At 35.4% G+C, this 8574-nt stretch carries 8 protein-coding genes and 4 pseudogenes; 5 read left to right on the top strand and 7 right to left on the bottom strand.

Translation table 11 applies throughout. From position 1 onward, the window contains the following. Positions 1 to 1020: 1020 nt before the first annotated feature. The 5 genes and pseudogenes from ssb to CER18_RS09115 all read right to left on the bottom strand — a co-directional run. Positions 1021 to 1236: pseudogene (gene ssb / locus CER18_RS09135) on the bottom strand (single-stranded DNA-binding protein); the annotation flags it as partial. 399 nt (positions 1237 to 1635) lie between these two features. After that, positions 1636 to 2289, bottom strand: a complete 654-nt coding sequence (locus CER18_RS09130) for a hypothetical protein (protein WP_100129675.1) — start codon at positions 2287 to 2289, stop codon at positions 1636 to 1638. A gap of 276 nt (positions 2290 to 2565) precedes the next feature. Further along, positions 2566 to 3022, bottom strand: a pseudogene (locus tag CER18_RS09125) (hypothetical protein). Positions 3023 to 3653: 631 nt separating this feature from the next. Then, positions 3654 to 3794, bottom strand: a complete 141-nt coding sequence (locus CER18_RS10635) for a hypothetical protein (RefSeq protein WP_245410095.1) — start codon at positions 3792 to 3794, stop codon at positions 3654 to 3656. A 122-nt stretch (positions 3795 to 3916) separates the two neighbouring features. Then, a complete protein-coding gene (locus CER18_RS09115) occupies positions 3917 to 4372 on the bottom strand; it encodes a crossover junction endodeoxyribonuclease RuvC (protein WP_100129674.1) in 456 nt (151 codons plus the stop codon). Positions 4373 to 4447: 75 nt separating this feature from the next. On the opposite strand from CER18_RS09115, the gene CER18_RS09110 reads away from it, so the two are divergent. Further along, a complete protein-coding gene (locus CER18_RS09110; RefSeq protein ID WP_100129673.1) occupies positions 4448 to 4852 on the top strand; it encodes a hypothetical protein in 405 nt (134 codons plus the stop codon). A gap of 482 nt (positions 4853 to 5334) precedes the next feature. Here the strand turns inward: CER18_RS09110 and CER18_RS09105 are convergent, their stop codons facing one another. After that, positions 5335 to 5892, bottom strand: coding sequence for a hypothetical protein (locus tag CER18_RS09105; RefSeq protein ID WP_245410094.1), 558 nt, complete (start codon positions 5890 to 5892; stop codon positions 5335 to 5337). Positions 5893 to 5902: 10 nt separating this feature from the next. After that, positions 5903 to 6143: pseudogene (locus CER18_RS10630) on the bottom strand (helix-turn-helix domain-containing protein). A gap of 38 nt (positions 6144 to 6181) precedes the next feature. Between CER18_RS10630 and CER18_RS09090 the strand changes: the two are divergent. The 4 genes and pseudogenes from CER18_RS09090 to CER18_RS09075 all read left to right on the top strand — a co-directional run bounded on the left by CER18_RS09090 (position 6182) and on the right by CER18_RS09075 (position 8561). Beyond that, a complete protein-coding gene (locus CER18_RS09090) occupies positions 6182 to 6556 on the top strand; it encodes a helix-turn-helix transcriptional regulator (RefSeq protein WP_100129672.1) in 375 nt (124 codons plus the stop codon). Positions 6557 to 6787: 231 nt separating this feature from the next. Next, positions 6788 to 7201, top strand: a complete 414-nt coding sequence (locus CER18_RS09085; protein WP_100129671.1) for a hypothetical protein — start codon at positions 6788 to 6790, stop codon at positions 7199 to 7201. Positions 7202 to 7256: 55 nt separating this feature from the next. Further along, positions 7257 to 7649, top strand: coding sequence for a hypothetical protein (locus CER18_RS09080; protein WP_245410093.1), 393 nt, complete (start codon positions 7257 to 7259; stop codon positions 7647 to 7649). Positions 7650 to 7770: 121 nt separating this feature from the next. Further along, positions 7771 to 8561, top strand: a pseudogene (locus CER18_RS09075) (recombinase RecT). The last annotated feature ends 13 nt before the right edge of the window (positions 8562 to 8574 follow it).

The raw sequence follows: 8574 nt of genomic DNA, 5'->3' as shown, positions 1-8574 counted from the left end.
CATTGGTTTTCAAAACAAGCTCTCATAAGATAAAAGCAGCGTTTTTTACAAATGTAAGGCTTTAAAAACTGTTATAAACATTAGTTGCAAACGTTTTTTATAAAAATCTCATTTTATGGTTAAAATGTTTAAACGTGCATTTAGAAAAGCTTTCATAAGCGTCTTTTCACTTTTCTTTAAAACCTAATTTCTTTAAAAATCAACCCGCTCAAATTTGAGCTCGTTATCTTTAGAATAGAGCATTCTTTAAACAATGGCGTTTTGTCTAAAAATTTAGAAAAATTCCATGCCTTGTGATGTTACAATGGTTTTGAATTTTACTTGCTTATCTTGTCTAAAGAGATGCCCTCAAATTTGAGGAGACTAAAATCACTCAATCCAAATTTGGATTGACCAGTCTTAAAAGAAAGCGTTTCAAACTTTATAACAATTTTGCTATTCGCTTGCTTGCCTATATCATAAAGGCTTTCAATTTCATAAGACAGGACGTTTTGAATTTCATTACCTTGATTTCCTACCCCAGTAAAAAAATACCGTGGTTATAAAATCGATCTTGTCTTTAAATCTTTTTATGCAATCTTTAAAATGTTCGCTGTTATGATGATGCTGTTATGACAGCTCTCTATTTTGCGCTCGCCAATTTTGGCGAACGTTAATTTGTTATTTTATGCGATTAACAATCCAATCTTTAAAACAAGATGTGATCTTTAAACGTATGTTATCGATAATTCCAAACAACTAAATTTTAAACAATGTGATTTGTGCTGTGATTAAAAACGTATCATAAAATTTATAAACTGTTATGAATGATATCTGCTTTTCATTTCATTTGAACGTTTACATGCGTTATAATATTAGCATCATGATTTGCTTTTTATGGTCTATTCATACATGGCAATCTTATATAAAAAATGCTCAATTTAAACACGCATAAAAAGATGGATTCTTAAGTGGATTCGTATAAAATAATTACACACAAGCTATTGACTTTATTTCATTTCTTGATATTATATCAAATATGCCCTTATTGAGATACTGGAGTGCTATTTTTGCCAAATGCGAATTAAACACCACAATGGAATGCCATTCTGTTTTGTCTACTTTCTTATTGGTTGCCTTGTCTGTGTAGTTTTAAGAAGTTGCCATACGAAAATTGACCACCTCGGCGCCAGAAGACATTGTTTTGCTTTCTGGATTTTCATCTAAATGGCCAATTAAAATCACTTTATTAAACATGTTTATAAGTTCCATTAAATGATATAAAGATCATAACATGTTTTAAGTGTTTTTACAATGTGTTCAATGATTAAAAAAGATATTTTCACATAAAAGATTAAGCTTTAAAAGCTACTTTTCTATTGCATTTTGATACGTTTTGTGCGATAAAAAGATGTTTTTTATATTTCGATTGGTTGTTTTAATCGTTAGCTATTTTGATCATAAAAGCCGTGTCAATTCATTTTGATGCGGCTTTTGTGTATTAAGGCTTGCATTTTGATATAAAACAATCTAATAGTTTTATTGATTTTGATAATATTCCTCTATTATCATCGCTCTATTTTGGATTTGTTCCCAAAGCCGCGTCTTTAAAGGACACGGCTTTTTTTTGCTATAAGCAGCCCCCCGCCCCGTTATTTATGCTGTTTTATCTAAAATTTGTTCACTACCATCAGTATCATCACAAATTTTTTGATTGCCATTCATAACGGCATTGCCATAAATGTTTACATACGTATGATCAACCCACCCATCAGTACGAAGCTTTCTATAAACCGTTGCATTGCCATAAATACGTGCATTGCCAAAAACCTCACCATTCACACAAGCATCATCATAAATTTGTGCATTATCAGAAACAAAAGCGATAAAAAAGAGCTTTGCATTATTACAAACAACAGCATTGCCACTAACAGTGCCATTGACCATGGCGTTATCACAAATTTTTGCATTTTCAAAAACCCTAGCATTATGAAAAACCAATGCATTATCCAGAATAACAGCATTATCAGATACTTTTGCACTTCTGAAAACACGTGCATTATTGCGCACTTGTGCATTGTCAGAAACTACAGAATCTGTAGCGACCATGGCATCATCATATACCCAGCAATTGCCATCATGAGAGAGGTTGCTTTCCTTTTCGATAAAGCCCCCCAAAGCCCCCGCCTTAACATCAGAAAAGTCTCTTAAAGCTTTAATGCGGTGTAAAGTCACGCCGTTAACAACGCGGGTTTCATTAGTAAGTTCATATTTTGGAGAAGTTTCTTGATTTGTAACAGTAGCATTCATGCTAGTAATCCTATTCGTTTAAATTAGTTTCTTAATTGACGCCCCTATAAGGGCGTCGGGCGCTAAGAAACACGGCGAATAGTCCGTCGTCACACTTTCCTCATAAAGAGTATTTTATGGTGCGACCACACCCGACATAAATCATCATACACTATTGAAAGCATAAAAGACAGCCAGTATTTTAAAAAATGGGAGAAACCTTTTCGTGGTTTATCCGCTATTCGCAAGTGTTTCTTAGGCACTCGTTAATTTTATTAAACGACCTTTTCTTTAAAGTCAATACGTATTTTTTATTTTTTCACTTTTTTCATTTTGATCCCTACACAATTGAATACCAAGCGCTTTTTCTAGCTCTCTATCCATTTCATCACAAGATAAGGGATAACCCCATTCCCCATCATTCGTAATCTCACTAATCAACTGATCATGCTTCGTGCGCTTTTTGATTTTCGAATTCACCTCATCTATTAAAGGTTCATAACTCAATACGCTTCTTGGCAAATCACCTCCGTATATCCACGCTTTCACTTGAGCCTTGGTACTGTAATCAACTTTGTCAGGCATCTTATGATCATGATACTGTCCACCATCAAATTCCTCATATTCTCTCTCTCCATCTTCGTATTCGTAAAGATTATAAAAATACTCTGCTACCCTCGTTCCCCATGGTGCATGCCCCACCGCCATTGCAACAAACTTTTTTCGTTTTCTGTTTACGATTTGTTAAGAACATCTGATTTAATATCTTTTTGTTTAAATCCATAATTTTACCGATGGGTTTATTTACCTCAAAGTGGACCGTACAGAGGCGTTTTTAATTTTAATATGGTGCTTTCATCATAAAATATTTAAATCACTCTGTACGGTACCTTTTTGACGATTTAAACGCATATCTATTCTCAAAATTATCAGCACTTTTCACTATTTTGCTGTTTTTCGAATGCGATTAAATACAATCCCATTATGTTGTAAATAACTAATAGCCTCTGTATTTCTAACGTATTCTGATCCATAAGTGTCTTTAAGCATAGATCGCTCTTGGAAGTAATGCTAAATCTTTTTGACTGTTTGTTTTCAAAGATGTTTGACGGTGGTTTATAGCGTGCGTTTGCATATGATACTTTCACTTCTAATGCTTCTTTCAATTCTAATTCTACGTGTTTCTTAGTTGCCAATCCATATTTTGGATGCGTAATCCAATTATCCCAAGCACTTTGCCAATTGCGTTCATGTGCATTTCGACATGGATGGGATTTTGAAAAGCGTACAAATTTTTTAAACTCTGATAACGCTTCATCATGCGTTAATCCTAAATCAATTGCGTATTGAAAATCGGGGTTGAAATCTTCTAGTATTCTTTCAACTTATTGTTTTTCCCTCGTTTTCTTTGTTTCTTCAAAAAATTTTGCTTTCTCTGGAAAACAAGCAGGCATCACCTTGTCAAGGATTTCTGAAAGTTGTTTACCAACCTTTTTACCTTTTCGTGAAGGCAATTTCTCAATCATCGCTTCGTTAATTTGCCATCGGTTGTTAGCTTCGTTTGAAAGATTGATATTTTGCTCGTGAATGATTGGTTGTTTGGTTTCTATCGTTTTGATTTGTTCTGATTGAACATCATCACACTCGATTACCTTTCTTGAACTAAATGTAAAATTGCTAAAGCATCTGCTTCATTGTCATCACAAGGCGCGTGACCCTTTGCACGCATCGCCTTAATCATTTCTTCTTTCGACGCATTCCCCTTCCCCGTCGTCGCTTTCTTAATCGTACTAACGGGTATCCCCTCATACGGTATCTGATGATGTTCACACCACGCCGTTAACGTTGCTAGTAATCCACCGTAAATATGCGCTGCATCAGTTCCAACATGACGCCTCACTTCTTCAAAATACACCGCGTCAATATCACCTGCTGTATGCTTTATCTCATTAAGCCATTGCTTAAAGCGTAAATAACGCATTCCCCCGCCTTCAAAACGACGGGGTTGCAAACTCATCGTACCACTGAATATATGACCATTTCCCCCTCGTATCGCCCACCCCATCTTCGTACCTAGATCAAAACAAAGAATCGTATTAATCACCACGCAGCTCCATACAAAACGTGTTTTATAAGGTTGTTTTTCTCCGAAAAGCAGGTAAAGACAGGCTCGTGAAATATGCCAACAACATATGAATGCATTTCTTTAATCATTAGTGTGATCTCCCTAGGCTTTGTTCTTTATAAAAGCTACAAAGAACAAAAAGAAAAACGTTTAGGACAAAAGTTGCAAGGCTATAGTGTACGTGTAGTTTCTGAAGATCTGACTCCAAATCATCCTAGTGACCTAGAAGTTGAATTGGAATTAGTCATTCACAATCCCACAAACCAAATAATCAAAATAAACCATATCAAAATATCACAAGATCACCCGTTTACATTTGTTAATGCACTTTACCCAAATCCTAAAGGTAAAACAGACATTGAAAAACGTAAAAATGCGAAAAAAATCAAATCAAAAACCAAAAAGCATGTTAATTTAATAGACCCCAAATTAGAGCCTGAACATTTGGTTTTTTTTTGATCTTTTTAGTATAAATGCCAAAAGTAAATTGACTCTTTGTCTTACTATACACCCACAAGAACCACGCTCAACAACCCCTATAATCATTGTAGTTGAACATACCTCATGTAATAATCCAGAAGAAACCCTTGATACTATTTTCTGTCTTGGTTTTTGTCCAGTGGACAAGAGAACAGGACATGGCTTGGGAATGTAGTATGTTAAAAAAAGAAACTCTATTATGAATAGTCCTAACGACTACAGCCATATTCTGAACTCCTTATAATAACGGAGTTTTTTCCATATTCTACGGTGCCAAGGTAGCGATTTCATGTATTGCTGTGGTGTTAACATAGACAATTTATAAGTCGTATTAGAAATACACTGAAAGTTTTGAACCTCATCATCACCACTTATTCTTCCGCCGCCAAAAACTACTTCTAAACCACTGATCCAACAATTGCCTGCATGACTGAGATTTTCTTCACTTTCTACCCAACCACCTAAATCGCCTTTTTTACTTTACCAAAGCTTCTCAATGCACGTATACGGTAAACCTTACAAGGACCAAGATCGACTATATCATCTGTAAGTTCATGTTTCTTTTTACTACTATTAACTAAATCACGACCACTAATAACACCTGTATCAATCCATGCATCGCCACACACACAGGCATTTTCACAAATTATTGTCCTACCGTATACATGTGCATTACCAGAAACCTTAGCTTGACAATAAACCACGGCATTGCCATAAATCTGCGCCTGATCATAAACATACGCGTGATCCAAAATTTCTGCACAACCATAAACCTTAGCATCTCCATAAATATATCCACCGTAAAGGGTTGTATTCGAACCATCTACCCAGCAATCTCCCTCGTGACTTAAGTTGCCCTCATGCTCTATGTAACCACCCAAATTACCTGCTTTAACTTTTCCAAAATCTCTTAAGGCGCGTATACGTTTAAGTGACCCTATATTATGATGTAAAAACTTAGCCGATTGACCAAGCCTAATCTCATGCCCCGTGAATTCATATTTCTTTTTAACAGACATCATAAGCTCCTTAAGGCTGCAAAGACTCGCCAGTGTTATCAACACCCCGGCTCTTGCAAATTTTCGACAATGGGGGGCGTTGCTCTTGATCGCATAAAGATTTTAAAAGATTAAGCCACTGCCCCTCTTGAAGGAACACCATATTTTTCCCAACGCCATACCGTTGATTTGTTGACGCCTAATAATGCCGCCATTTCATCCTGCGTAAGATTAAGGCGTTTTCTTAGTTCTTTTGCTTCTATCTTATTCATGAGAATAATATGCATTATGAGTAATATAGGAGATAAACATGCTTGATAAAATAACAGACCAATCCTCTAGATTGATGAAAGCGCGTCTAGTACGTGGTTTTAGAAGTGCTAAAGAAGCAGCTAGATATTTTGGATGGAACTATTCTAGCTATATACAACATGAACAAGGTCTTAGAGGAATATCACGCGCATCTAAAAAATACGCAAAAGCATTTAGAATCAGTGAGGGATGGTTATTAACTGGAGAAGGAGAAGGTCCCTCCTTTCCAATATCTACAGTAGAACAACCTATTGAAGAACAAATCATTGATCTGCTAAAGAAAACAAGTCAGGCAGATAAAGAAACAATTCTTCACCTTCTAAGCCGCTTAAATAATGAAAAAAAATGGAAGCTTTTTATCTTTCATAACTAAATGTAGAAACTAATTGCATTATTTCATTATCTAATTCCGCATCACTTTTTGTTTTTTTCATAACTTATTCCTCTCTCCTTACAGAGAAATGTCAATTAATAAAAATCCCCTATAAAAGGATTTTTATCTTATTACACAAAATAAACATAATGCGTATTTTTTATTGACAAGTATGCATAATGCGTATATAAAGACACCATACTCTGAAAAAAAGTCTATGTCAAAGCGTTTGTGGAAAAACCAGTATTTATAAACCCTGATGAAATTCTCTTAGTCATCTGCGAAAATGAAGAACAAAATCTCGCTAAATCGGGTCCTTTCTTAGAAGAAAAGGACATTATTGACTTTATTGATAAAGCTGATAATGCTGTTCAAATTCTGCGGGTAGAAAAAACAACTAAACAGCGCGAAGATATCTCTGAAGAGATCGCAGAACTTTACCTTAAAGAACGTGAAGAACAGTGCTTCAATGGAAACATACCTCACGACTTTATTCTACACAGCGGCGCATACAGTATTTTTTTAAACGAAATCAGATGGCTTGAATATCAAGACAAAATGTACGGGACTTATGAAGAACAAAACAAGTTGCGTCTTTGTGATGTCCTTCCAAACTATCCGTCCTACTACATAAGGGGCTGTTAAGAGCGCCCCCTCTTTTCAAAAAATTACAACACAAACCAATGCCGTTCTTTCAAGAATGACAAAGGGGAAATCTAACTTAAAGGAAATAAACCATGGAAAAAAATACGAATTTACTGATGAAACAATTGAGTTTGATGGATACCTTACGCTTTACCGCATTCGTGCTTTAAAAGATTTTAGAGATATTAAGGCTGGTGATCTTGGAGGCTTTGTAGAGTATGAAAACAATTTAAGTCATGAAAACGATTGTTGGATTTATAATGATGCCAGGTTTATTCCCGTGCCAATATTTACGATAGTGGTAAGATTTATGATAACGCAGAAATTGCTGATGATGCTTATGTTTTTGGCAATACAAAAATTTATAATAACGTCAAAATATATGATGCTCATATTTTTGGACACACACAAATTTATGATAATTCAAAGGCTTGTAAACAAACTATGACCGCCCAGAACGGCTTCTCTTCAGAAGAGGACGTCATTCCTTTCTAGCAACACAAACCAACTTTTAAGCACAAGCGTGATTCATGCCACGGGGGAATTGCGCGCAAATCAAGGAAACAATAATGACAAATTCTTCTTTAACAACCATGGCAAGCAAATATGGCTTTTCTCATGATGAATTTCGTAAAACAATTATCAAAACATGTATCAATCATAACTTCTCTGATGAAGAATTCGCTGCTTTTATCTCTGTTGCAAATACTTATGGATTAAACCCATTAACAAAAGAAATCTATGCATTCCCTAAAAAAGGCAGCGGTATTATCCCTGTTGTCTCTATTGATGGGTGGATTAAAATCATCAAATCTAATGCTCAATTCGATGGCATGACTTTTCAAGATCAACTCGATAAAGATGGTAATCTCATTGCTATCAAATGCGCTGTTCGTCTCAAAGGCATTAAAGATCCTATCGAAGTCACTGAATATTTATCGGAATGTAAGAAAGAAAACAGTGACCCATGGAAAATATCCAGCACGTATGTTCGTCATAAAGCAACTATACAATGTGCACGCTATGCTTTCGGTTTTTCCGGTATTTATGAAGAAGATGAAGCGGCTCGTATTAATAATACCACACCAGTACAACTCATTTCTTATGACATGCTTGAACAAATCAAAGAATTAATTAAAAAAACACAATCTGAAGAAATTAGGCTTCTCTCTTTCATATGTCTTTTAAACAAGCACAAGAGGTTTTGGCGCTTTTGGAAAAAAGGAAAAACATTCAAAGAGAAAGAGCTCTACAATCTCACCCTAAACAAGAGCAAATAAACGCGTCTATACAAGATGCCGAATATATTCATATCCAAGATATTGAATATGCACCAACTCAACAACAAACCGCGGTGTGAAATGGAACGGAAC

Origin of the sequence: Bartonella tribocorum, from assembly GCF_002777915.1 — a bacterium.
GTDB classification, from domain to species: Bacteria; Pseudomonadota; Alphaproteobacteria; order Rhizobiales; family Rhizobiaceae; genus Bartonella; species Bartonella tribocorum_A.
This window is presented reverse-complemented; position numbering and strand designations above follow the sequence as displayed.